At 52.7% G+C, this 20,883-nt stretch carries 19 protein-coding genes; 15 read left to right on the top strand and 4 right to left on the bottom strand.

All coding sequences use genetic code 11. From position 1 onward, the window contains the following. Nucleotides 1-24: 24 nt before the first annotated feature. Entirely contained in the window at nucleotides 25-1,383 is a 1,359-nt protein-coding gene (locus HMPREF1141_RS06875) for an MATE family efflux transporter (RefSeq protein WP_009062830.1), read from the top strand. A 139-nt stretch (nucleotides 1,384-1,522) separates the two neighbouring features. On the opposite strand, the gene HMPREF1141_RS06870 is transcribed toward HMPREF1141_RS06875, so the two are convergent. Then, nucleotides 1,523-3,109 (bottom strand): peptide chain release factor 3, encoded by a 1,587-nt coding sequence (locus HMPREF1141_RS06870; protein ID WP_009062677.1) that lies wholly within the window; start codon nucleotides 3,107-3,109, stop codon nucleotides 1,523-1,525. Between the two features lie 406 nt (nucleotides 3,110-3,515). Between HMPREF1141_RS06870 and HMPREF1141_RS06865 the strand changes: the two genes are divergently transcribed. The 5 genes from HMPREF1141_RS06865 to HMPREF1141_RS06845 all read left to right on the top strand — a co-directional run bounded on the left by HMPREF1141_RS06865 (nucleotide 3,516) and on the right by HMPREF1141_RS06845 (nucleotide 6,329). After that, nucleotides 3,516-3,890 carry a demethoxyubiquinone hydroxylase family protein gene (locus HMPREF1141_RS06865; protein ID WP_009062536.1) on the top strand — a complete coding sequence of 125 codons (375 nt, stop codon included), beginning with the start codon at nucleotides 3,516-3,518 and terminating at the stop codon, nucleotides 3,888-3,890. Between the two features lie 26 nt (nucleotides 3,891-3,916). Further along, nucleotides 3,917-4,732: a family 1 encapsulin nanocompartment shell protein gene (locus HMPREF1141_RS06860; RefSeq protein WP_009062825.1), complete on the top strand. Its 816-nt coding sequence runs from the start codon at nucleotides 3,917-3,919 to the stop codon at nucleotides 4,730-4,732. A 190-nt stretch (nucleotides 4,733-4,922) separates the two neighbouring features. Beyond that, nucleotides 4,923-5,510, top strand: coding sequence for a nitroreductase family protein (locus HMPREF1141_RS06855; protein WP_009062590.1), 588 nt, complete (start codon nucleotides 4,923-4,925; stop codon nucleotides 5,508-5,510). A gap of 203 nt (nucleotides 5,511-5,713) precedes the next feature. After that, nucleotides 5,714-6,070, top strand: a complete 357-nt coding sequence (locus tag HMPREF1141_RS06850) for a GIY-YIG nuclease family protein (RefSeq protein ID WP_009062793.1) — start codon at nucleotides 5,714-5,716, stop codon at nucleotides 6,068-6,070. Continuing rightward, complete coding sequence (locus HMPREF1141_RS06845) at nucleotides 6,057-6,329, top strand: DUF2087 domain-containing protein (protein WP_009062727.1); 273 nt, start codon at nucleotides 6,057-6,059, stop codon at nucleotides 6,327-6,329. The genes HMPREF1141_RS06850 and HMPREF1141_RS06845 overlap by 14 nt, the downstream gene beginning before the upstream one ends. Before the next feature lie 121 nt (nucleotides 6,330-6,450). On the opposite strand, the gene HMPREF1141_RS06840 is transcribed toward HMPREF1141_RS06845, so the two are convergent. Next, on the bottom strand, nucleotides 6,451-7,770 hold the full coding sequence (locus HMPREF1141_RS06840; protein ID WP_155863549.1) for a hypothetical protein: 1,320 nt from the start codon (nucleotides 7,768-7,770) through the stop codon (nucleotides 6,451-6,453). A gap of 320 nt (nucleotides 7,771-8,090) precedes the next feature. Between HMPREF1141_RS06840 and HMPREF1141_RS06835 the strand changes: the two genes are divergently transcribed. The 6 genes from HMPREF1141_RS06835 (at nucleotide 8,091) to HMPREF1141_RS06810 (ending at nucleotide 13,696) form a co-directional block, all read left to right on the top strand. Continuing rightward, nucleotides 8,091-8,969 (top strand): phosphate ABC transporter substrate-binding protein, encoded by an 879-nt coding sequence (locus HMPREF1141_RS06835; RefSeq protein ID WP_009062584.1) that lies wholly within the window; start codon nucleotides 8,091-8,093, stop codon nucleotides 8,967-8,969. 88 nt (nucleotides 8,970-9,057) lie between these two features. Beyond that, nucleotides 9,058-10,413, top strand: a complete 1,356-nt coding sequence (gene pstC, locus HMPREF1141_RS17095; RefSeq protein WP_009062552.1) for a phosphate ABC transporter permease subunit PstC — start codon at nucleotides 9,058-9,060, stop codon at nucleotides 10,411-10,413. Further along, nucleotides 10,403-11,335, top strand: a complete 933-nt coding sequence (gene pstA / locus HMPREF1141_RS06825; protein ID WP_009062708.1) for a phosphate ABC transporter permease PstA — start codon at nucleotides 10,403-10,405, stop codon at nucleotides 11,333-11,335. Before pstC ends, pstA begins: the two co-directional genes overlap by 11 nt. A gap of 15 nt (nucleotides 11,336-11,350) precedes the next feature. Then, nucleotides 11,351-12,106 (top strand): phosphate ABC transporter ATP-binding protein PstB, encoded by a 756-nt coding sequence (gene pstB / locus HMPREF1141_RS06820; protein WP_081487990.1) that lies wholly within the window; start codon nucleotides 11,351-11,353, stop codon nucleotides 12,104-12,106. 71 nt (nucleotides 12,107-12,177) lie between these two features. After that, complete coding sequence (gene phoU, locus HMPREF1141_RS06815; RefSeq protein ID WP_009062774.1) at nucleotides 12,178-12,840, top strand: phosphate signaling complex protein PhoU; 663 nt, start codon at nucleotides 12,178-12,180, stop codon at nucleotides 12,838-12,840. A gap of 157 nt (nucleotides 12,841-12,997) precedes the next feature. Continuing rightward, nucleotides 12,998-13,696 carry a response regulator transcription factor gene (locus HMPREF1141_RS06810; protein WP_009062509.1) on the top strand — a complete coding sequence of 233 codons (699 nt, stop codon included), beginning with the start codon at nucleotides 12,998-13,000 and terminating at the stop codon, nucleotides 13,694-13,696. An 85-nt stretch (nucleotides 13,697-13,781) separates the two neighbouring features. Here the strand turns inward: HMPREF1141_RS06810 and HMPREF1141_RS06805 are convergent, their stop codons facing one another. Next, nucleotides 13,782-14,372 carry a hypothetical protein gene (locus tag HMPREF1141_RS06805; protein WP_035316736.1) on the bottom strand — a complete coding sequence of 197 codons (591 nt, stop codon included), beginning with the start codon at nucleotides 14,370-14,372 and terminating at the stop codon, nucleotides 13,782-13,784. 172 nt (nucleotides 14,373-14,544) lie between these two features. Continuing rightward, a complete protein-coding gene (locus HMPREF1141_RS06800) occupies nucleotides 14,545-15,075 on the bottom strand; it encodes a transcription repressor NadR (RefSeq protein WP_009062711.1) in 531 nt (176 codons plus the stop codon). Between the two features lie 166 nt (nucleotides 15,076-15,241). Here HMPREF1141_RS06800 and HMPREF1141_RS06795 point away from each other — a divergent pair, with 166 nt between their 5' ends. The 3 genes from HMPREF1141_RS06795 (at nucleotide 15,242) to HMPREF1141_RS06780 (ending at nucleotide 20,249) form a co-directional block, all read left to right on the top strand. Continuing rightward, nucleotides 15,242-17,047 (top strand): ATP-binding protein, encoded by a 1,806-nt coding sequence (locus HMPREF1141_RS06795; protein WP_009062668.1) that lies wholly within the window; start codon nucleotides 15,242-15,244, stop codon nucleotides 17,045-17,047. A 751-nt stretch (nucleotides 17,048-17,798) separates the two neighbouring features. Continuing rightward, on the top strand, nucleotides 17,799-19,178 hold the full coding sequence (gene rlmD / locus HMPREF1141_RS06785; RefSeq protein WP_009062616.1) for a 23S rRNA (uracil(1939)-C(5))-methyltransferase RlmD: 1,380 nt from the start codon (nucleotides 17,799-17,801) through the stop codon (nucleotides 19,176-19,178). A gap of 120 nt (nucleotides 19,179-19,298) precedes the next feature. Then, nucleotides 19,299-20,249 carry an NAD(P)-dependent oxidoreductase gene (locus HMPREF1141_RS06780; protein ID WP_009062539.1) on the top strand — a complete coding sequence of 317 codons (951 nt, stop codon included), beginning with the start codon at nucleotides 19,299-19,301 and terminating at the stop codon, nucleotides 20,247-20,249. The last annotated feature ends 634 nt before the right edge of the window (nucleotides 20,250-20,883 follow it).

The raw sequence follows: 20,883 nt of genomic DNA, 5'->3' as shown, positions 1-20,883 counted from the left end.
ATCAGCCGTTTGAAAGGGTAGGAAATGAATCGTAGACTTGAAATTATGGAGAGCGCGCCGGTCAGTAAGGCGCTGGCTTATTTGGGGTTGCCGACGATCGTCGGGCTTTCCGTAACGGGCTTTTACCAGCTGGCCGTCAGCTTTTTTGTTGCAAAAATGGGGACGCAGGCCATGGGGGCCATCTCCATTGTGTATCCGCTGATTCTGATTATGCCGGGCATCGGGCTCTTGTTCGGCAACGGCGGAGCGGCCTACATGGCGGAGCTTTTGGGCGCAGGGGAAAAGGAAAAAGCGGAAACCGTGCTGGCCTCCACTGCGTTTTATTGTATTCTCTTTAGCATCATGACCCAGCTACTGCTGCCGGTGATGCCGGTTCTGCTCGTTCATATGGGCGCGTCTTCCGGGGTTCTGCCGCTTGCGGTGCAGTACGGTCAGATTCTGGTGATCTCGTTTTTATTCCACATCCCTTCCGTCTGTATGAATAATCTGGTGCGGGCCGAGGGCAACGCGTCGCTGAGTATGATCTCCCAGATGACCGGCGCGGTGCTGAACGTGGTGCTCACGCCGATTTTTCTGTTCGGCTTCGGTTGGGGAATCCGCGGGGCCGCAGCTTCGGCGGCGGTGGCACAGTTCACCGCGTTCTGCATTTTAGCGCAGTATTATCTGCGCGGCAAAAGCTATTTAAAGCTCGACTTCCGCAAGGTGCGTTTCCAGTGGTGGATTCTGGAGCCGGTTCTGAAAATCGGTGTGCCGCTTCTGTGCATCAACCTGTTCCAAAGCATTTCGATGGCGGCTGCAAACATCGCCGCTGCGCCGTATGGTGACGCGGTGGTGGCAGGGCTCGGAATCGCCAACCGGGTGATCGGCATGACAACACTGGCGGTAACAGGTTTTTCCAGAGGGTACCAGACCTTTATTTCTTATTGCTATGGCGCGGGCCGGCCCGACCGCATCCGGCAGGCCACCAAAACGGCGTATCTGTGGGGCATGCTGGGCGGTCTCGCGATTGCCATTGTACAGATCGGTTTTTCCGGCGGAATCGTGTCCGCCTTTTCGAACGACGCCGAGGTGATCTCCGTGGGCGTTCAGGCGCTGGTCGCGGGCAGCCTGCTGTTTTTCACTTATGGCTTTCAGTCGATGGCGACGGTGTACCTGCTCTGCATTCGGTACAGCAAGGCGGGTTTTGTATTCAGCATTTTCCGGCAGGGGCTGGCGTTTCTGCCGCTGCTGTTCCTGTTTGACCGCCTGTTTGCGGTAACAGGAATCCTGTACACGCAGGCTGTGGCCGATCTCGTTACCACGGCGCTGCTTCTGCTGTTTTTGGGGGTTACCAAACGCAATCGAACAACCGCTCTGGCACAGGCCGCTGAAAAAGCCGCATAGCATAAACACCGCTCTGATTTCTCCCTGATAAACAGGGGAAAACCGGGGCGGTGTTTTTTCATAACCGGCTGTTTTGATTCCCCACGAAAAGCGGAAAATCACCGGCAGTTGATTTGAATCTTTTCAGACGGTAGGAGCCTTATCCGCGGCTGAAATCGGTCAGCTCCAGTCCTTCGTTGCGCTCAAGCGCCCAGCGGATGTTCCATTCGCTGGTGAACAGCAGCAGGTGATGTCCCTTGAGGTCCTGTATCTTTTTCGTGTCGGAGGTAACCGTCAGCGTTTTGGGGTCGACAGCGTCGTTCGAAATCCAGCGGATATACTGATACGGCAGAGACTCCAGTCGGATGTCCACATTGTATTCGTGGTTTAAGCGGTATTCCAGCACATCGAACTGCAGAACGCCGACGACGCCCACGATCACTTCCTCCATGCCGCCCTCGAGTTCCTGAAAAATCTGAATAGCGCCTTCCTGCGCAATCTGCGACATGCCCTTAACAAACTGCTTGCGCTTCATAGTGTCCATTTGGCGCACGCGGGCAAAATGCTCCGGCGCAAAGGTGGGAATGCCCTCAAACAGGATTTTTTTGCCGGGCGCGCACAGCGTATCGCCGATGGAGAAAATACCCGGATCGAATACGCCGATGATGTCGCCGGCGTAGGCTTCCTCAATGATCTCGCGCTCCTGCGCCATGATCTGCTGGGGCTGTGACAGCTTGATCTTTTTGCCTTCCTGCTGATGCAGGACTTCCATGTTCTTTTCGAATTTACCGGAGCAGATGCGCATAAACGCGATTCTGTCGCGGTGAGCCTTGTTCATGTTGGCCTGAATTTTAAACACAAAGGCGGAGAAATCCGGGTCAAAGGGGTCTACCTCGCCGTCGGTGGTTTTGCGCGGCAGCGGCGAGCTCGTCATGCGAAGGAATTCCTCCAGAAACGGCTCCACGCCGAAGTTGGTCAGGGCGGAACCGAAAAATACGGGGGAGAGACGCCCGTGGCGCACGGCGTCCATATTGAATTCATAGCCCGCGCCGTCAAGCAGCTCGATGTCGTCGCACAGCTGTTCATGCAGGTACGGCCCGATCAAATCCTTCAGGCCGGGGTCATCGAGGCCCGATACGGTGGCTTCAGCCTCATGCTTGCCGCTGTCGCCGCGGAATGAAATGATCTGGTTGCTGTTTCTGTCGTACACGCCCTTGAACTCCTTGCCGCAGCCGATCGGCCAGTTCATCGGGTACGTTTTGATGCCCAGCTCCTGCTCGATTTCCTCCAGCAGATCAAAGGGGTTGCGCGCCTCGCGGTCCATCTTGTTGATGAACGTAAAGATCGGGATATCGCGCAGCAGGCAGACCTTGAACAGCTTTCTCGTCTGCGCCTCAACACCCTTCGAGGCGTCGATCACCATCACGGCCGAGTCCGCGGCCATCAGCGTGCGGTACGTATCCTCCGAGAAGTCCTGATGCCCGGGGGTGTCGAGAATATTGATACAATATCCCTCATATTGAAACTGCAGAACGGAGGAGGTAACGGAAATTCCTCTCTGCTTTTCGATTTCCATCCAGTCAGAAACCGCATGCCGGGAGTTCTTTTTTCCCTTTACCGAGCCGGCCAGCGCAATTGCTCCGCCGTACAGCAGGAATTTTTCGGTCAGCGTTGTCTTGCCGGCGTCAGGGTGCGAGATGATCGCAAAGGTTCTCCGCTTTTGAATCAAAGATCGATAGTCACTCAAGTCAGGTTCCTCCGTCTATCCAGTATAGTAAATGAATTTTAAAACAGTATGATACAGGCACGGCAATCTCTTCCCCCGTCTGTGGTGAGGGAAGAGATTCGCACTTTTTAATTGAATTGACTACAATGTTGAAAATACTTTGACAGTATACCACGCGCCGCGTAAAATTTCAATTTTTCAACAGTTAAATGAGAAATTTATCGCGCTATGGCCATCAGTCGGAAAGGTCCGCAATGATTGACAGATAAAAAGTTCAGTGCTAGAATAAAAACACAAAATTTTAAATGAATCCCGAGTGTTCATTATGCAGAATCCATTCGGATGGATCACGGCCAAATGCAGGTGATTCGTTGAAAAAACACCGATGACAGCTTTGTCAGCAGAAACTGATAGGAGGATGATACACATGCCGGCTTTTGCAAATCCATTTCAAGGGAATGTCGACCGTAAACTGAACAAAGAGGAACTGATTCAGGCGCTCCGTTTGGATATCGCGGGCGAGCTGGAAGCAATTTATCTGTATGATGCGCACGTTCAGGCAACCGATATAGAAATCGCCAAAAAAGTACTTGCGGATATCCGTGATGAGGAAAAGGCCCACATCGGCGAGCTGATGACGCTGCTGCGTACGCTTGATCCTCAGGAAGCGGAGCTGTTTGCATCCGGCGAAGCGGAGGTTCGCGAAATGCTGAGCGAATTGGGGATCGCCGTTCCCGAGGACAAATCTGGTTCCGGCTTTTCTGCGCCTGCAACCGTGGGCAGTCTGCTCGATAAATCCTGAACGTATCGCTGAAGGAGGTTTTGACAATGAGTTACTTATCCAGAGAGTCTTCCCCGTTGCCGGAAGAATTATGGGAAAAAATTGACGCCACCGTCGTAGCGTCGGCGAGAAAAATGTTGACCGGAAGAAGATTTCTTTCTGTGTTCGGGCCGCTTGGCGCCGGCGTTGCGGATGTCGCTCTCGACGACATTGACGCGGTGGAGGAAGCAGAAACGGATGGTCTGATCACGACCAGGGGCCGAAAATTTGTTGAAATCCCGATGGTCTATGCGGATTTTACCCTGCTTGCGAAGGATCTGGAACGAGCGGAAGCATCCTCTCTCCCTTTGGATCTTTCCAGAGCGGCCAAGGCGGCGCAGGAATGCGCCATCAAGGAAGACAAGCTCATCTTTTTGGGGAATGAAAAGCTGGGATATGAAGGCCTTCTGACCGTGTCGGGCGCAAATCGGATCAAAAAGAAGGACTGGAGCGCCGGCGAAAACGCTTTTGAGGATATCGCCGCCGGGATCGCTTATTTTGCGGAAAAGGGTATCTACGGCGATTACGCACTTGTGGTGAGCCCCCGCCTTTTCATGCAGCTGCAAAGGCTGCAGCCGGGAACCGGGCTTCTGGAAGCCGACCGGATTTCCAGGCTTGTGGGCGGCCGTCTTTACCAATCTCAGGTTTTGGGCGCGGATCAGGCGGTGCTGGTCGCTTCCGACGAAAAGAACATGGATCTTGTGATCGGCCAGGATATGGCGACCGCTTATCTGGAGCAGAAAGATCTCAATCACAGCTTCCGCGTGCTCGAAACCGTTTTGCCGCGCATCAAGCAGAAACAGGCCGTTGTTGTTTTTGCGTGATTCGGGGTTTCCGTCCGGAGCCGGAAAGCTGCTTCTAACGCCATTTCCGGAACAAGCGGATTTTATGGGTGCCGTATCGCGGGTTGCCCGATCCAGCCAAACGTGTTTTTAACAAACGGACGGCCTTTTTGCAGCCGTCCGTTTTTTGCCTGAGGGCCGAAACAGAAACCGGTAAAGGAGAGAATGATTCATGGAGTTCAAGGAATGGAAAGACCTGCTGAAAAGCAGCCGCAGTACGCGCGGGTATGACGAAAGCCGCAAGGTCAGCCGTGAGGAGCTCGCAGAGCTCGTCGACTGCGCGCGGTATGCGCCGTCCAGCATGAATATGCAGCCCCTGCGCTACCGTTTGGTATTTGAGCCGGACGAGGTGGCAAAATTGCAGTCGCTCACCAAGTGGGCCGGTGCGCTCAAAGGGCTTCACCTGCCGCATGAGGGGCATTGTCCGCCCGCGTTCGTCGTGGTCTGCCACGATACGCAGATCGCTGCGGCAGGCCCGGGCTTTGTGCGCGACGTGGGGATCGTCTGCCAGACGATCATGCTCTCCGCCCGGGTGATGGGGCTTAGCGGGTGCATTTTGGGCGCGTTTTCCACCGATGCGGTGAAGGAGGCACTTGGCCTGCCTGCTCACATGATTCCGATGCTGATCGTTGCCGTCGGCAAGCCGGAGGAAACCATCGTGCTGACGGAAGCGGAGAAGGGCAAGAGTGTCGCCTATTACCGTGACGAAAACGATGTTCATTATGTTCCGAAGCGCAAGCTGGAGGATGTTCTCATCTGATCGTAATGAAAGCTGAATGATTTCCGGGGCCTCTTTCTAAAAAAAGAAAGAGGCCCCGGTTTTTGATTTTTTTTCTGTTTGGCGCATACTCTACGGAGCGTTGATTGCGCTGCAAGACAAGGCGCGTTACAATGATCCTGTACCGCTGGGTGAATTTGACCCGCGGGGAGCAGGGTGCATTGCGAGGATACGGAGGGAGAAAGATGAAGGAAGCATCCAGAAAAGAAATGAAGAACCAATATAAAAACAGCAAGCAGATCGGCGGGGTCTATCGAATCCGCTGCGATCAGGCGGGCGAAAGCTGGGTTCGCGCGAGCGCAAATTTACAGGGAGCCAAAAATCGCTTTGCGTTTCAGTGCACCACCAATCTGTGCCCCGAAGCAGCCATGTCGCCGGCCTGGAAGCGTTACGGAGCCGCCGGCTTCACTTTTGAGATATTGGAAGAAATCGAGAAAAAGGAGACACAGACGCCGCGCGAATTTTCGGAGGATGTTTCGGCTCTGCTGGAGCTTTGGAATGAAAAGCAGGATGATGGGAGGGAACGCATTGGAACAGAATAAAAAGATTGCCCCTTTCCTGAATTCAGAGGGGAAGATCACGCAGCTGCCCCAGAAAAGCAGTGTGCGGTTCGCGGTGCTGGAGGTTTTGGCGCAGCAGTTTGAGCCGGAACGCAGCTACACCGAGCGGGAGGTCAACGATATCTGCGAGGCCTCACATACGTTCGGGGATTACTTTCTGATCAGAAGAGAGCTGATCGATTACGGTCTTTTGTGCCGTAAGGCGGACGGTTCCAGCTATTGGAAAGCGAAGGCCGAATAAAACACCGTCTTTCTGCTACGGCTGCAGAAAGACGGTGTTTTCACATCAAAGAGAAAACCTCCTTTTGTCACAGAATACGGCTTGTCTGCCGTTTGATGGACAAAGGGAGGTTTTTTATTTTTTACAGCGCATTGCGAAGAGAATCGGCTGCCGAAAGATTGCTCGTCGAAGCGGAGAATCCCTGCATTTTGCGTTCGGTTTCCAGATGAGAAACCAGCTTGCGCCAGATTTCAATCGTCTGCTGGAACTGCTGGGCGTGAAGCTCTACGTTTTGATGATAACGTTCCAGCTCGTCCGCAATACTCAGGAATTCCTCGCGGCCCAAATAGGCGGCCAGCTTCGGCAGAGTCGTCGCCAGCTGGCGGCGCATTTCCTCGATCCGGCTTTCGTAATTTTCCCGCTGCGTTAGGTAAAGCAGCAGGGGCTTGTAGCGCACCCAGCCCACGCAGGCGCGGCAGAAGCGGTCGGTCACAAAGTCCAGGTCGGCGCAGACGGGCTTAAGCCGAATCGGCAGCACGCCGTCCATCAGGTGATCGTACGCGGAGAAGCCGTCGTGGAACGTGTAGCAGGGGATGCGAAGCACTTTGCTGTTTTCCAGCAGGGTGCTTAAAAAGGTGTCTTCGCCTCTGGCCCCGGGCGGGTTGTAAAAGGGATGGACCCGGGCGCTGTCCGTTAAGTTGATGCACAGATTGGAGCCGGAGATAAATTTGCAGCGATTGACCGGAAAAACCTCCTGCGGCTTGTTGCTGGTCAGTATGGCAGTATCCGCGTAAGTAACGCCGCCCTGCTGCATCAGCGATTCCAGCGACTGCCAGTTGATGATGTCGTTGCTGATTGCTTCAATAAAGGTCCGAAAATCCTCTTTTGTCAGCGAGCTGCTGAATTCTATGGACGGGATCGGTGAAATATAACCACAGTGGTGTCCGTGGGTGATGTTGGCTCCGGTGTCCATCATCTGCTGCAGGTGAGAGAGCAGAACATGCTGCCCGCTCCAAATGGCCCAGTTGCGGGTGTTGGTAACCGCCATAGGGTATTCGTCGTCGTCCAGGAACAAGAGATAATCCATTTGGTTTTTCATCGCCCAGTAAAGGACGGTGTTGCGCTGCCCTGCATAGCCTGCGCAGAAGAAGAGGTTTGCCTCTTCCGGCGACAAAACGCCGCCGCGCACCAGGCTGCGTATTTCGCGGGCCTGCGCTGTCTTCCCCAGAAAAAAGGTGCCGTCAAGGTCTTTGAGCAGGTATGGAGGAATGCTGGTGTAGTCCGTTACCTTGGTATTCGCATATTTCAGGTCATACGCTACAAACAGATTCAGGTTGAATTTCGGATTCTGTGTCAGTCCGCATTCCTGCCAGCTCAGTATGTTGGTTTTCAAAACCTTTCGAAAGCTCTTTCGCCCTGTGGCGAATCCAATTCCTACGTTCACGGTATCTTGCTTCAACAATGCTCTCACTCCTTTTTCTGAAAATAATCGTAAGCGATTGAGAATGACCGGCAGTGAATTGGTCATTCCTGTCAAGTAACAACTTATATTATAAATACAAGTTGGCTATTTGTCAAATGCTTCAAAAATGGAAAACAAATTTTAGCCTCTTTTCCTTTTTCAGGGACAGATCAATTGGCTTTAAAAGGAAGCTTACCAAAAATCAATCTCTTTTTCGTTTTTAACGACTTCTAAATCGCGTTTAACCTAAACTTAACAATCGTGATTTAAGATAAGAATGTGCAAAAGAGAAATTGAGAAATTCAGGAGGAAATCAGAATATGAAACAAAAAATGATGGCGTTGCTTGCAATGCTGTTGGTGGGAGCCACTGCGGCGACAGGTTGTTCTTCCACGGTTGAAGGAAAAAGTGATACATCGTCCACCGCACCTGCGCAGTCCGCGGCATCCAATGCAGAGTCTACCGCATCCCTGAGCGGCAAGCTGACACTGAACGGTTCTACTTCCATGGCGAAGGTATGCCAGGCGCTGGGCGAAGGATTTATGGAGAAATATCCGCAGGTTACTGTGGAAAAGGGCGGCACGGGTTCCGGTGACGCGGTTAAAGCGGTCAACAACGGTACCGCACTGATCGGCGATCTTTCCCGCAACCTGAAGGATGAGGAAAAGCCTGCCGACTTCGAAATCGTAGAGATGGCGATCGACGGTATTGCCATTGCGATCAACCCCGAGAACAAGGTTGATGCTCTGACCAGCGAGCAGATCGCAAAGATCTACACCGGCGAGATCAGCAACTGGAAGGACGTTGGCGGCGCGGATCAGAAGATCACCGTAATCGGCCGTGAAGCGACCTCCGGTACCCGCGACGGCTTCGAGTCCATCTTGAATATCAAAGAGAAAACAAAGCTGTCGGCTGAACTCTCTTCCACTGGTGAAGTGATTTCCAAGGTCAGCAGTGACCCCGCGGCAATTGGTTATGTTTCTCTGGATTCTGTGAACCAGTCTGTAAAGGCTGTCACTGTCGACAATGTAAAGCCTTCGGAAGAAACCATCAAAGACGGTACTTACAAGCTCCAGAGACCCTTTATTGAAATCTACAAAAAGGGCAGCGATAACGAGCTGGTAAAAGCTTGGTTCGAGTTCATCGACTCCAGCGAAGGACAGCAGATCATCAAAGACGCCGGTCTGGTAATTAAATAAATGACTGACCCTGATTGAAAACAAAAGCACCCGGTGTATCTGTACGGATACCCCGGGCTGCTTTGGCATCAGGCGAAGGAGGGTGCAAATGGAGCGTACGATGGACGGCCAGGAGGGCCGGGAGCGGGAGAAAAGGCGTAACGCGGTATACCGGTGGATCGCCGCCGGGCTGGGAGCGGTAATGGTTTTATCTTTCTTTTTACCGTATATCACCTTTGTGTTCCGTGGATTAAAATATACCGTCAGCGGGATTCAGCTGGCGTTTGTAAAAGGATTCTGGGTGGTGGGCCCGCAGCAGAGCGGCCTTGTCACCATCCCCCTGGCAGTGCGGGCCAGCATTGTGCTGGGACTGCTTTGCGCGGCAGGCGGGTTTGTCTTGATCTTACTGAAAAAGAAACCGATCACAGCCGGTCTGCTGTTTTTACTGTCCGGTATATCTCCGCTGCTCGTCATGGCGGCTTCGGGAGCGATTCAGACTGCGGTGACGAGCCTGAATGTCAGCCAAATTGAAATGCGGTTTTTATGGCCCTTTTTCTGCACGCTGCTGGGCGGGTTTGTATCGTCCATTCTGTCGCTGCGCACACAGGGCACGGAGCGGCTTGCGGAATCGGTGTTCCAGGTGTTTGCCTGCGTTTCCATCGGTTCTGTGATCTTGCTGACGGTTTACATTATTTCCGCCGGTCTGCCCGCGATCCTGCAGATCGGTGCGGTACAGTTCCTGTTCGGGGAAAGCTGGAGGCCGGCATCCGATATCTTCGGGATTCTGCCGATGATCCTCTCGTCGATCGCCGGTACGGCCGGAGCCATCGTGATCGGCGTGCCGGTCGGAATTCTGACGGCGGTGTTTTTGTCTGAAACGGCAAGCCCCCGGCTGGCCATGCTGGTGCGTCCGGCTGTGGAGCTGCTGGCGGGCATCCCGTCCGTCATCTACGGATTTTTCGGAATGCTCGTAGTGGTTCCGGTGATCCGGAACATGTTCCCGGAGCATACGATCGGCGACAGCCTGCTTGCAGTTATTCTGATTCTGGCGGTCATGATTCTGCCGACGATCGTCAGCGTGACGGAAACCTCCCTGCGGGCGGTTCCGCGCGCCTACCGCGAGGCTTCTCTGGCGCTGGGCGCCACGCAGACCGAAACCATTTTCAAGGTGACGCTGCCCGCGGCAAAATCCGGAATTCTGGCGGGCGTGATTCTCGGCGTGGGGCGCGCCATCGGCGAAACGATGGCGGTCATCATGGTGGCCGGCAACGTGGCCAATATGCCGTCTTTGCTTGGCACGGTCCGCCTGCTCACCACCGGTATTGCGATGGAAATGTCCTATGCGTCTGGCCTGCACCGCGAGGCGCTGTTTGCCATCGGCTTGGTGCTGTTTGTGTTCATTATGATCGTCAACCTGCTGTTTAACTATATTTCGAAGAAAGGGGTGCAGATTCATGCCGAATAAATCCGGAGTATTGGAGCAGAACGCTCCAAACGCGAATTTTGTCATGGAAGGCAAATCCCTTTACAACCGCCGTTCCAAGCCCATGGACGTCGTTTTGAAGCTGCTGATCAACGGCGCAGCCTTTCTGTGCGTGGTGGTTCTTATCGGTATTCTGGGCTATATTCTTGTGAACGGCCTCGGTTATGTCAGCTGGCAGTTCCTTTCCACCCCGTATTCCGAAACGAAAGCGAATTTGAAGGGCATCCTGCCCATGATCATCAATACGCTGTACATTGTCGTGATCACTCTGCTGATCGCGGCGCCGATCGGCATCTGCTCTGCGATTTATCTCACGCAGTACGCAAAGCAGGGTAAACTTGTAAAGGCGATTCGCTTTACTACCGAGATTCTCTCCGGCATTCCGTCCATTTTGTTCGGGTTGTTTGGGTATACTGTGTTCTGCATCCTGTTCCGGCTGCAGATTTCGATTCTGGCCGGCTGCCTGACCATGACGCTGTGCATTCTGCCGACGATCGTGCGCACCACAGAGGAATCCCTGATTTCGGTCCCGTCCTCTTATAAAGAGGGAGCGTTTGCGCTCGGCGCGGGCAAGCTGCGCGTGATTCTGGGGATTGTGCTGCCGTGCGCCATGCCGGGTGTATTGACGGCGGTCATCCTTGCCATGGGGCGAATCGTCGGCGAATCCGCCGCTCTGCTGTTTACCTCGGGCCTTGCATACCAGATGCCCAAGGGCTTTTTCCAGCAGATTTTCAGCAGCGGCCGTACGCTGACTTTGCACCTGTACCAGACGGCCCGCGAGGCCACCACTCCCGACGCCATGAACATCGCCTTTGCCACCGCGTCGGTTCTGCTGATTCTGGTATTTCTGCTCAATCGCTTGGCAGGGCTTTTATCGAAAACTCTGCAGAAAGGAACCGAATAATTTATGGCAACAAATATGGCGACAAAAATTTCGATTCAAAATCTGGATCTGTTTTATAATGATTTTCAGGCGCTGCACGGGATTTCGCTCGAAATCCCCGAAAATCAGATCACGGCGTTTATCGGCCCGTCCGGCTGCGGAAAATCCACCTGCCTGAAAACACTCAACCGCATGAACGATATGATCACCGGCTGCCGTATCGAGGGGAAGGTCTCCATCGACGGGGAGGATATCTACGATCCCCGCACCGACGTCAACCTTCTGCGCCGGCGCGCCGGCATGGTGTTCCAAAAGCCGAATCCGTTCCCCATGAGCGTATATGACAATATTGCCTACGGCCCGCGCGTGCACGGAGTCAAGAGCAAGAGCCAGCTCGACCAGATCGTTGAAAAGTCGCTTCGCAGCGCCGCCTTGTGGGACGAGGTGAAAGACCGCCTGAAAAAGTCGGCTCTCGGCCTTTCGGGCGGCCAGCAGCAGCGCCTTTGTATTGCTCGCGCGCTTGCGGTAGACCCCGACATTCTGCTGATGGATGAGCCCACCAGTGCGCTCGACCCGATTTCCACACAGAAAATCGAGGACTTGCTCGACGAGCTTCGCGGCCAGTACACGGTGATTATCGTTACCCACAACATGCAGCAGGCCGCGCGTATTTCGGACCGGACGGCGTTCTTTCTGCTGGGTGAGGTGGTGGAGTTCACCGAAACCAAGTTAATGTTCGAGCAGCCTAAGGATGAGCGCACCGAGCGCTATATCACGGGTCGCTTCGGTTGATTTTTCCAGGCCGGTCTGATACTATGAAAAGAGACAAGCGCCGGCGGCCTGCGGCGGAAAGAGAGGAATAGATGGCGAGGAAAATGTTTGAGCGCGAGCTGCAGGAGCTGGCGCAGGAAATGATCTCTATGGGAAACGACGTGGACGGCCGTCTGCTGGAAACGATTGAGGCCCTGCGCACGCTGGATCTGGAAAAAGCCCAGCAGGTGGCGCAGAGTGATGAACAGATCGATATTCAGGAGCATCAGATCGAAAAAATGTGCCTGAACCTGATCGCCCTGCAGCAGCCGATCGCGGGCGATCTGCGCATGATCGCGGCGTGCCTGAAAATCCTGACGGATATGGAACGTGTGGCCGACCAGTGTGCCGATATCTGCGAGATTGTCGCGGGCGGCGATTTCAACGGCAACAGCCTGGCGCTGTCGCACGTGGTGCGCATGCTGGAAGAGGCGCGCGGCATGTTCCGCCGCTCGATCGACGTGTTTATTTCCCGTGATGTGGAAGAGGCCAAAGCGATCTGCCAGTACGACGACGTGGTGGATTCCATGTTTTCCAAAATCATTCTGGAGGTCTGCGACATCATCACGCAGAATCCCCGGAATGTGATGTGTGAGGTCGACATGATTTTTATTACGAAATATATTGAGCGCACGGCGGATCACGCTACGAATATTGCCGAATGGGTCATCTACATCGAAAACGGCGTGCACCCTGAGCTGAATGAAAAGATATAAATGAAAAGATATAACAGATAGAATCACCCACGGAACCGAATCGTATTTTCGGGCGGCTGAAGAGCATTGGATCATCGGCCGCGTGATTCCGGGAAACGGGCGGAACCGTTATGAGTTTGTATCGGAATTTATCCTAAAACCGAGAGGAGAACAAGGAATGGCGCTGGTTTATATCGCCGACGACGAACCGAATATCCGCAAGCTGGTGGCCTTTGGCCTGAGAGACGCGGGGTACGAGAGCGCGGAATTTGCCGACGGAACCTCTCTGCTGGCGGCGGTGCGGCAAAAGAGGCCCGACGCCGTGATTCTGGACTGGATGATGCCGCCCCCGGACGGGCTGGCGGTATGCCGCATCCTGCGGGAAAGCCCCGAGGGAAAGCATCTGCCGATTCTGATGCTGACCGCCAAGGGAGAGGAATTCGACCGTGTGCTGGGGCTGGAAATCGGCGCGGATGATTATGTTGTCAAGCCGTTCAGTATGAAAGAGCTGGCTGCCCGCGTGCGTGCCGTGCTGCGCCGCAGCGAGCGCGCAGCGCAGGATGTAGAGGAAGAGGTACTTACCGGCGGCGGACTGACAGTGGATATCGCACGCCACACGGTGACCAAAAACGGCGAGCTGCGCGAGCTGACGGCGAAGGAGTTTGATCTTCTCGTCATGCTGATGAAGCACCGGGGCCGGGTGATGACGCGTGACGCCTTGCTCGACAAGGTGTGGGGCGTGGAATATTACGGCGATACCCGCACGGTGGATGTTCACGTTCGCTACCTGCGGCAGAAAATTGAGGAAGACCCCGAGTCCCCCCGTCTGGTGCAGACGGTGCGCGGCGTCGGCTATAAATTCACGGAGCAGGAGTGACCCTTTTGCCCAAATAGAAACGCCCGGTAAATCCTTTGGAATCAGATTTACCGGGCGAGATATTTTGTTTTGGGGGTTGTGTTCCTTATAGCGCCGCGCGCTTCTGAGAGGAAGCCATGGGGGCGCTGACGGGAATCTGGATCACACGGCTGACGGGCTTCCACACGACCAGCGCGATGCCGAAGTCGATCATGCTGTGTGCAATCGTGCCCACACCGACCATCAAAAGGACGGAGAACGCGAAGCCCTTGTTGTAAAAGCCGCTGTTCAGCATGCCGCCAAAATAGAACAGTGTGACGACGAGCGCCTCACAAATGGCGTGAACGACCGCCAGAATCGAGTTGAACAGCACGGTAGACGCGGGCCGCAGAAGAACATCGGGGTGCTTTTTCAAAATCAGGCAGCCGACTGCCACAAAGCCGAGGTGGCTCAGCGCGCGCAGCGCAATCACCGGCGGCAGGCCCGCAAAGAAGAAGCCCACACTGGTGCCGAGCGTAACCGCCACCGCTACCGGCGGCGAAATGAACATCGCAATAAAAATCGCCACGTGACTGGCCAGCGTAAACGACATGGGCTCCAGTACGATTTTCGGCGCAAACATGGGGATCACAATACCCACCGCGCAAAGCAGCGCCGCGATCACCATCGTCAGAATTTTTTGATTCGTTTGTTTCATTTCAATCACCTCAAAAGTTTTTACAGGGTTGCCGCTTTCCAAAAGCGTTTGCTTTCCTCCCCGTATAGCCACTTCCATAACAATTGACTATACATGTGTCTTGACAGTATTCTAGAACAAAAAAACAAAGGTGTCAAGACACCTTTGCAAAAAAATTTGTTTTTCAAATCATTTAGTCGGATTCCCGCTGCTCAAGCAGATACCCTCTTTCAGTCAGTGCGGCCAGTGTGCGGTCACGGTCCTGCAAATTGGAAAACGCGACGGTATGCAGGTGGATGCCCCCGGTCAAGTCGGAAAGCGGGGCGGAATTGCTGGCGCTCAGGCGATTGATAAAATCCTGTACGTCATGGCGCGAACCAATGCGGAGCTGGCCGCTCAACTGCCCGTAAACGGCGTGCTCCACCGTTACGTCCAGCACTCTGCCGCCGTTGTCCACAATCGTGGTCAGCTCATCTTCCATCTCACTGCCGTTGTGGCGGCAGGCGATGATCACACGGTATTCCCCGGCCGGAACATCAGATTCCAATACATAGCCCCGGGGCGTGGCCGCTATTTTTTCGTTGGCGGCGCGCAGCAGGGCAATATCCCCAACAATGATCTGCCGGCTGACCTGAAACTGCCGGGCGATGGCCCCGGCGCTGACCGGCTGGCGGCTGTGCTGCAAAAGCTGTAGGATTTTTTCACGTCGTTCGGCTGAAGTCATCGGACCACCCTTTCTCATTGTCATTCGCACATAAAACCGTATCTCTTTTCCTCTTGCCGGCAGCAAGGGAAAAATAAATACTTTCGCTCTTTCGGCTGAATAATATCATAGCATATTTTCGGGAAAAGTGATATGCTTTTCCCAATAGAAAAGGAGGGATTTGCGGGTGAAACATAAGAACCGCATTCGTATCCATTTTTCAAGCGGCTCTGTCAAGCAGCGGCTGATGCTGTCGAGCTCCATCATCCTGTGTGTGGGCTTTTGCCTGGCGTTTGCGCTCGTGGCGCTGCTGGTACAGAAGCAGTATCAGGAGGAGTTCACCAAGCGGCTCGACGCTTCCCTTGCGATTATGGAGACGCAGGGCAGTAAAATCTGGGCGAATCCCCAGAAATATGCCCGGGAGGAAAGCGACCGTCTTTCCGCTGTGGGGCAGCAGATCCGCATTACGGTGCTTGATTCCAAAGGAAATGTGCTCGGGGACAGCGAACAGCCGGGAGATGTGGACGACGATACCGTCAAGGGAAACCACCTGAGCCGGCCTGAAATCCTTCAGGCGGATCAGTCGGGGCGCGGTTACGACGTCCGCCTTTCTGAAAATGCCGGCGAGCGCTTTTATTACGCGGCGGTGCGGCTGCCGGATCAGGGATATCTGCGCGCGGCGCTTTCGATTGCAGATCTTGACCGTGTAACGCGGAAATTCTGGGTCGGCTCTCTGCTCAGCCTGCTGCTGGGCCTGATTTTGATTTGTACTGTCACATGGTTTATGGCAGACCGCTTTACCCTGCCCATCCGCAGTTTGACCAAGGTGGCGCGGCGGATTTCCGAAGGCGACCTTTCGGGACGCATGCAGGGACAGTATACCGGCGAAATCGGCGATCTGACCCATTCGTTCAATATCATGGCGGAAAGCACCGAGCAGGCGGTGCTGCAGACGCAGAAGAAGCAGGAGCAGCTGGAGGGCGTGCTTCAGGGAATGGATGACGGCGTGCTATGCGTTGACCGCAATAACCGGATCGTGTTCCTGAACCAGCGTGCGCGCGAACTGCTGAATGCCCGCGACCTCAAGGAAGGCGGTATTCTGGATGGAAGCCTGCTCATCCGCCAGCTTGCCGACCGGATGCGCAGCGCCGGAGAGCAGGGGGAAGAGGAGGCCGCGCGCCGTGAAACGCTGACGACCGGAGGCCCCAAGGAGCAGCAGTATAACGTGTATATCGCGCCGATCCCCGGGAAGCGGGAGGATGGCGAGGTGCTAGCCGTAATTGCCGATGTGACCCGCATGCGCCGGCTGGAGCAGCTGCGCAGCGAATTTGTGGCCAATGTGACGCATGAGCTGAAAACGCCGCTGACTTCGATCCGCGGAAGCATCGAGCTGCTGCGCAGCGGCGACAGGGATGAAGAGACCCGCCAGTACTTTTATGATGTGCTGGATATTGAGGCAGAGCGCCTGCACCATCTGATCGACGATATGCTTGTGCTTTCCCAGATCGAAAACGCGAAAGAAGATCCATCCGCCCGCCGCTGCAATCTGAAGGAGGAGCTGATGGCCACTATAGAACGGCTGCATCCCGTTGCCGAAAAGGCTTCGGTTACGCTGGAGCTGGACGCAGACCCGTCGCTGTACTGCGATTGCTCTCCCACGCGCATTGGGCAGCTGTTCATCAATCTGATTGAAAATGCGATCAAGTATAATGTTCCGCAGGGCAAGGTTACTGTAACTGCCCGGCAGCAGCGGCATATGGCGATTGTGCGCGTGCGCGATACGGGCATCGGCATCGCTCCGGAGCATCTGGACCGGCTGTTCGAGCGCTTCTATCGGGTTGATACCAGCCGTTCGCGCGAAATCGGCGGCACGGGCCTGGGGCTTTCCATTGTAAAACACTTGGCAGCGCTGTATCATGGCGAGGTGAGCGTAGAGAGCGAGGTCGGTAAAGGCAGCACATTTACGGTTCGCCTGCCGCTTTCCCCGGAATAAGTGGCTTTTCTTCGTCACTGCGTTTCGCGGCATGCAGAGTGAATTCTGCATGCCGCTGTTGTCATCGTTTGTTTTTTGCAGTTTGCCCGGTTTCGGATTGTGCAAATGATGATAAAATTTGAGAATTAATCCTATTCTTGCAAATTTTTGCAGGAAACGGGTCAAGTTTCATGCAAAAAAATATCGATTATTAAAGTTTCTTCTAAAAAGAATAAGTACAAGATACAGTGCCTTTGTTTGGCGAAAGCGGCGAGGCGCAGGAAAAAACGACAGATGGCATGATAAAAAGGCTGAAACCGGTAAAAAGTTACCGGTTTCAGCCCTTTTGGGGAGGAGTTGTATTGAAAAAGGTACGGCATCCGCCGCGGTCTTATAAGCAAATAAAATTTGGATATGGAAATATCTTTTTTCTTTATCCTTAGTATAAACCACTAAATACAGCAAAGTCAAGAAATTAACAAAAGGTTAATAATGAATCTGCTTTTTTCATAAATTGCATGGGGAAGCGATTTAATATTTATTATGATTGACACAATAGATTAGAATATTCAAAAAGGAAAAAATTTTTACAGAATTTTCTTTTCTTGTATTTATAGCATGAAAATGCTAAACTTTTGAAAGAATCTATTTGCGATCAAAAAGTGAAAACAGTGATATCTCCCTCGCCGAAAGCGAGGGAGATATCACGATTATGATTTGTTGTTTTTATTAGAGATCGGTATCAGAGCCAAAAACGATCGGAGAGAAAACGATGCTTCTGAAAAAGAATGAGATAGTTGAAATAGAAATCACAGGCATGACCGCGGAGGGCAGCGGCGTGGGCCGGGTAGAGGGAATTGCCGTATTTGTTCCCGGTGCGGCGGCCGGCGACCGTTTAAAAGTCCGTATCCTGAAAACGGCAAAAACATATGCCTTTGGAAAGATAGAAGAAATTCTGGAGCCGTCTCCCGAACGGATCGAGTCGGACTGTCCCTGTTCTGCGCAGTGCGGTGGCTGCGCGTTCCGCCATATTACCTATGCCGGGGAACTGCGGGCAAAGGAGAACCGTGTGCGCGACGCCATCGAGCGGATCGGCGGGCTGCAGAATCCGGATATCCGCCCGATTGTGGGGGCGGAGCATGCCGACGGTTACCGCAATAAGGCGCAGATTCCGATCGGGCAGGACAAGCAGGGCAATCTGATCGCGGGATTTTATGCGAACCACAGCCACCGCATTGTTCAGTGTGAGCGCTGCGCCTTGCAGCCAAAGCCGTTTGAGCAGGCGCTGGATACATTTTTGGAATGGGCACGTAAAAGCGGAGAGAGTGCCTATGACGAAACGACGCATAAGGGGAAGCTGCGCCATTTATACCTGCGCATGGCTGAAGGCACCGGCGAGGTGATGGTCTGCGTGGTCGTCAATGGGAACGGCCTCAAAGGAGAGGATTCTCTTGCGGCGCTGCTCCGCGAGAGAGTGGACGGCCTGAAAAGCGTTTTGATCAACAGTAACCGGGAAGACACCAACGTTGTGCTGGGCAGGCGTTTCCGCACGGTTTGGGGGCAGGATTTTCTGACCGACCGGATGTGCGGCCTGCAGTTCCGGATTTCTCCTCTGTCCTTTTATCAGGTGAATCATGCCCAGGCCCAGCGGCTGTATGCGCTGGCGGGCGAGTACGCCGGTCTCACCGGCAAAGAAACGGTACTTGATTTGTACTGCGGTACCGGTACGATCGGCCTTTCGATGGCGGGCCGCGCCGGACGGGTCATCGGAGTTGAGGCTGTAGCGCAGGCCGTAGAAAACGCCCGCGAAAACGCGGCGCTCAACAATATTGAAAACGCGGAATTCTTGTGTATGGACGCTGCCGAGGCGGCGCAGCTGCTGGTACAGCGCGGCGAGCACCCCGACGTTGTGGTGCTCGATCCCCCCAGAAAGGGCTGTGCGCCCGAGCTGATCCGCACGGTGGCCGACATGGCTCCTTCCCGCATCGTTTATGTTTCCTGCGATCCCGCTACCCTTGCGCGCGATCTGAAGCTGTTCCGCGAGCTCGGCTACGCCGCCGGGCCGATCACGCCGCTTGATCTGTTTCCGAGGACAAAGCATGTGGAGTGTGTGGTGCTGCTCCAGCGTTATAGTTCGGAAAGCAAGACGTAGGGTGTGACCACAAAATATTATGGGTTGAGGACGATTTTGAGGTGAAAAAGAAGCTAAAGGAGCTGCTTTTTACCTCCTAAAAATAGGTGAAAATATAGATCACATGAAGGAGACAAAATTATGAATGATAAAACTGTGGTATTAAATGCCGGCCTGGTAAATTATGATGGGAACGTTGATTACTCAAAAATTGCATCCGAAGTGGTAATCTATGATGAAACGTCCGAAGATAAAATTTTGGAGCGAGTCAACGGTTTTACAATCGTTGTAACGAAAGAAATGAAAGTCACAGGTGACATTATCAGAAAATTCCCTGATAGTGTGAAGATGATTTGTGAAGCCGGAACCGGATATAATAATATCGATTTGGACGCAGTACGTGAAAAAGGAATCATATTATGCAACATCCCTGCGTATAGCAGTGAACGAGTGGCCCATACAGCAATCCTTATGATTTTAAATCTGGCAAGCTCAATGCAAAAACAAATTCGTATGCTTTCAGAAGGGAATCATGATAATTTCCATAAACATTTAATGGTGGACCATGTAGAAGTAAACGGTAAAACACTGGGAGTTATCGGTTATGGAAATATTGCGAAAGAAATAATCAAAGTAGCGCAGGCACTGGGAATGAAAATTTTAGTAACGACCAGAACTCCCAGAGCAGATGTAGAGAATATTCACTTTACAACAAATGAAGAAGTTTTCATGCAAAGTGATTTTATTTCTCTTAATTGTCCTTTAAACGAATCAACAAGACATATGATCAATAAAGAAACATTGGCAATGATGAAGCCGACAGCATATTTAGTCAATACTGCACGGGGAGCATTGGTCGATGAAAAAGCGTTGATTGACGCATTGCAAAATAATGTAATTGCAGGCGCAGGATTGGATGTGCAGGAAGTAGAGCCATTAGATGATGCAAGTCCGTTGTATACAATGGATAATGTTATCATTACTCCGCACATGGGATGGCGGGGATTAGAAACAAGACAACGCTTGGTTTCATTGATCCAAGATAATATCAGAGCTTTTTCCAAAGGACAGCCGATCAATCGAGTAGACTGAAAAGTAAATTGAAACTGATATCCTTATGAGCATAATGGTATGATGTTAAATTCCAATTGATAAAGAGAAATAATAAACAGGAACGGAGAGAGCGGTTTTTATCAAAAAACTATTAAGACGAAAACTCTCAGTACGCTGAGGGTATTTTGTCTTAATAGCTTTTATCTTTACTAATAGATATCCCAAAAGGGGCGTTGCCGTGTTATAATTAATATAGCTATTAAAAACAAGTGTTAAATGTTACAATTATTGAAATGTACCCTGACGCCAAGGGGGATTAAGCTCAATGGCTATTAGAATTGCAGCAACAAGGCATGTGGAATGTTGCTTACTTACTATATCGAGAGGAATAATGAAAGTTAATCAAAAAGGAGTTACAAGTTTTTATATCTTCAATATATGGATTTACAAGTTGAAAGACAACAAGCTGTACAAGCTATGTAAGATACTGGTCATATGCCAGCAGAATGGAACTTTTTAAAGCAGGTAGTAGATTATCATTATCTGTTAAAAAATGGATTAATGATTCTAATGTATATACGTTGATTTTAAGTGGCTATTACGGGACTATTGATCCTATTGCAAGATGAGCGCCCGAGGGAGGCTGATATTTCAGCCTCCCTCGGGCGCTGTT

The organism is Clostridium sp. MSTE9 (genome assembly GCF_000277625.1).
Taxonomy (GTDB): domain Bacteria; phylum Bacillota; class Clostridia; order Oscillospirales; family Acutalibacteraceae; genus Faecalispora; species Faecalispora jeddahensis.
Note: the sequence above shows the minus strand (reverse complement) of the source record. Positions and strands in the feature narration are given on the sequence as shown.

Bases quoted from the DNA above. Each gene is read 5' to 3' on its own strand.
- HMPREF1141_RS06805 (WP_035316736.1), bottom strand. From the start codon at position 14,372: ATGAAACAAACGAATCAAAAAATTCTGACGATGGTGATCGCGGCGCTG.
- HMPREF1141_RS06835 (WP_009062584.1), top strand. From the start codon at position 8,091: ATGAAACAAAAAATGATGGCGTTGCTTGCAATGCTGTTGGTGGGAGCC.
- phoU (WP_009062774.1), top strand. From the start codon at position 12,178: ATGGCGAGGAAAATGTTTGAGCGCGAGCTGCAGGAGCTGGCGCAGGAA.
- HMPREF1141_RS06865 (WP_009062536.1), top strand. From the start codon at position 3,516: ATGCCGGCTTTTGCAAATCCATTTCAAGGGAATGTCGACCGTAAACTG.
- HMPREF1141_RS06800 (WP_009062711.1), bottom strand. From the start codon at position 15,075: ATGACTTCAGCCGAACGACGTGAAAAAATCCTACAGCTTTTGCAGCAC.
- rlmD (WP_009062616.1), top strand. From the start codon at position 17,799: ATGCTTCTGAAAAAGAATGAGATAGTTGAAATAGAAATCACAGGCATG.
- pstC (WP_009062552.1), top strand. From the start codon at position 9,058: ATGGAGCGTACGATGGACGGCCAGGAGGGCCGGGAGCGGGAGAAAAGG.
- HMPREF1141_RS06860 (WP_009062825.1), top strand. From the start codon at position 3,917: ATGAGTTACTTATCCAGAGAGTCTTCCCCGTTGCCGGAAGAATTATGG.
- pstA (WP_009062708.1), top strand. From the start codon at position 10,403: ATGCCGAATAAATCCGGAGTATTGGAGCAGAACGCTCCAAACGCGAAT.
- HMPREF1141_RS06810 (WP_009062509.1), top strand. From the start codon at position 12,998: ATGGCGCTGGTTTATATCGCCGACGACGAACCGAATATCCGCAAGCTG.
- HMPREF1141_RS06850 (WP_009062793.1), top strand. From the start codon at position 5,714: ATGAAGGAAGCATCCAGAAAAGAAATGAAGAACCAATATAAAAACAGC.
- pstB (WP_081487990.1), top strand. From the start codon at position 11,351: ATGGCGACAAAAATTTCGATTCAAAATCTGGATCTGTTTTATAATGAT.
- HMPREF1141_RS06855 (WP_009062590.1), top strand. From the start codon at position 4,923: ATGGAGTTCAAGGAATGGAAAGACCTGCTGAAAAGCAGCCGCAGTACG.
- HMPREF1141_RS06780 (WP_009062539.1), top strand. From the start codon at position 19,299: ATGAATGATAAAACTGTGGTATTAAATGCCGGCCTGGTAAATTATGAT.
- HMPREF1141_RS06875 (WP_009062830.1), top strand. From the start codon at position 25: ATGAATCGTAGACTTGAAATTATGGAGAGCGCGCCGGTCAGTAAGGCG.